The sequence below is a fragment of the Isoptericola sp. NPDC060257 genome, assembly GCF_042726645.1.
GTDB classification, from domain to species: Bacteria; Actinomycetota; Actinomycetes; order Actinomycetales; family Cellulomonadaceae; genus Isoptericola; species Isoptericola nanjingensis.
The window spans coordinates 1-2626 of sequence record NZ_JBHXAW010000404.1 but is presented as its reverse complement, the minus strand read 5'-3'; the positions used below and the strand labels follow the sequence as shown (position 1 = coordinate 2626).

General features: G+C 73.0%; 1 protein-coding gene and 1 pseudogene. Both read left to right on the top strand.

Annotated features, from left to right (window positions below):
- Positions 1 to 578: pseudogene (locus ACFWEK_RS20630) on the top strand (hypothetical protein); the annotation flags it as partial.
- 3 nt (positions 579 to 581) lie between these two features.
- The gene (pknB, locus tag ACFWEK_RS20625; RefSeq protein ID WP_430544857.1) at positions 582 to 2591 is read left to right on the top strand and encodes a Stk1 family PASTA domain-containing Ser/Thr kinase; all 2010 of its coding nucleotides are present in this window, start codon (positions 582 to 584) and stop codon (positions 2589 to 2591) included.
- Positions 2592 to 2626 lie beyond the last annotated feature (35 nt).

Below are 2626 nucleotides of genomic sequence, written 5' to 3'. Positions count from 1 at the left end.
CCCCCGCCGGCCCTGGGAGCCCTTCCACCCCGCCGTCGGCCGCGATGCCGGTCGCGTGGGCGGCGGTGACGCCGTCCGAGGACGAGCGCGCGACGCCCGCCGAGCCCGCGGCGGTCGTCCCCGGCGACGAGCCCGCCCCGCAGACCCCCGTCGACGACCTCGCCGCCGGTCGCGCCTACCCGCGGCGCCGCGAGGTGCGCGCCGGCACCCACGACGCCCGCCGTCCCCCGGTGCGCAAGGCCCCGTCGACCGGCACCCGGAGCCGTTCGACGTCGCGCTCCGCGCCCGAGGCGAAGCCGGCGCGCCGCACGTCGACCTCGACGGGCCAGCGCTTCGGCCCGCTCGGACGCCTCTCCTGGCCGCTGATCGCGCTGCTCGGCCTCCTCGTCGTCCTGCTGCTCGCCACCCTCGTGCAGGCCATGGCGGCCGACGCCGAGGGCCAGGCGGCGGCCCTCCTGGTGGGACCGGCCCTCGCGGTCTCCCGCCCCTCCCGCACGGGCGCGCGTCCCTCCTCTGGGATGATGCTCCGAGACACGCCGCGCGCCCCGCGCGCGGCCATGACCGAGAAGGACTTCTGAGTGGTGGACAACACGCCCCGGGTACTCGCCGGCCGCTACGAGGTCGGTGAGCTCATCGGCCGCGGCGGCATGGCCGAGGTGCACATCGGGCACGACACGCGCCTGGGTCGCACCGTCGCGATCAAGGTGCTGCGGTCCGACCTCGCCCGCGACCCGTCCTTCCTGGCGCGGTTCCGTCGCGAGGCCCAGTCGGCCGCCGCGCTGAACCATCCCGCCATCGTCGCCGTCTACGACACCGGCGAGGACACGCACACGGACACGCAGGGCGCGTCCGTGCACGTCCCGTTCATCGTCATGGAGTACGTCGAGGGGCACACGGTCCGCGACATCCTGCAGGACGGCGCGGCGGTGCCGATCGAGGAGGCCGTCGAGATCACGGCGGGCATCCTCAGCGCGCTGGAGTACTCGCACCAGGCCGGCATCGTGCACCGCGACATCAAGCCCGCGAACGTGATGATCACGCCCACGGGCGCGGTCAAGGTGATGGACTTCGGCATCGCCCGCGCGATGGCGGACTCCGCCGCGACGATGACGCAGACGCACGCCGTCATCGGCACGGCCCAGTACCTGTCGCCCGAGCAGGCTCGCGGCGAGACCGTGGACGCCCGCAGCGACCTGTACTCCACGGGCTGCGTGCTGTTCGAGCTGCTCACCGGGCGCCCGCCGTTCATGGGCGACTCCCCGGTCGCGGTCGCGTACCAGCACGTCGGGCAGGCGCCGCAGCGCCCCAGCGAGCTCGCCTCGGACGTGCCCGAGGTGCTCGACCGCATCGTGCTCAAGGCCCTCACGAAGGACCGCGACGCCCGTTACTCGACGGCGGCGGAGTTCCGCGCGGACCTCGAGACGGCGCTGCGCGGCGGCGACGTCACCGCGCCGCTCCTCGGTGCGGCCGCGGCCGGCGCCGCGGCGACGCAGGTCATGGGCCAGCCCCAGGGCACCCAGGTGATGGACCCCGCGAGCACGTCGCAGTGGGGGACCACCGGGGTCCAGGGCGCGAACGGCGAGCCCGACGACGAGAAGAAGAGCCGCAAGGGCCTCATGTGGACGCTCATCGCGATCGGCGCCGTCGCGCTGGCCGCGATCATCACGTTCCTCGTCATGAACGGCGCCGAGGCCAAGACGACCGTGCCGAACCTCCCGGCCAACGTCACACCCGTCGAGGCAGAGCGGGCGATCACGGCAGCGGGGCTCGAGTACGAGCAGGCCACGGACACGGAGTCCACGGAGCCCGAGAATACGTTCCTCGACCAGAACCCGACCGGCGGCACCGAGGTGGACCGCGGCACCACCGTGACCGTGACGTTCTCCGCCGGCCCGGACACCGTCGCGGTGCCCGACCTCTCGGGCATGACGGAGGACGAGGCCTCCGACGAGCTCGAGAAGGCGAAGCTGACACTCGGCGACGTCTCGCAGCAGAACAGCAAGGGCGTCGAGAAGGACCATGTCATCAAGTCCGACCCGGCCGAGGGTCAGGCGGTCAGCGAAGGATCGGCCGTCGACATCGTCGTCTCCACCGGTCAGGTCGACCTGCCGAACCTGCTGGGCATGACGGAGGACAAGGCCAAGGGGACGATCACCGACCTCGGGCTCAACTCCGAGACCAGCACGGAGGAGAGCGACGAGAAGCCGGGCACGGTGATCCGCCAGAGCCCGCAGGCCGGCTCGGTGCCCCAGGGGAGCGGGGTCTCGATCGTCATCGCCAAGAAGAAGGCCCCGGAGATGACGACGGTGCCGAACGTCGTCGGGCAGTCCGCCGCCGAGGCCCAGACGGCCATCACGGGCGCCAACCTGAACCCGCAGATCACCTTCGAGCCCTCGGACGACGTGCCGAACGGCTTCGTGATCTCCCAGGACCCGGAGGGGGGCGAGGCCGAGGTCGGGTCGAACGTCACCGTCGTGGTCTCCAGCGGCCCCGAGGCGGGGGAGACGCCCACGGATGAGCCCTCCGACGACCCGACGGACGGCGAGACCGATGACGCCGCCGGTGACCCGCTCGGCATCCTGGGCGACTGAGAGACGCACGAAGGAGCCCGCCGGAACCGTGGTCC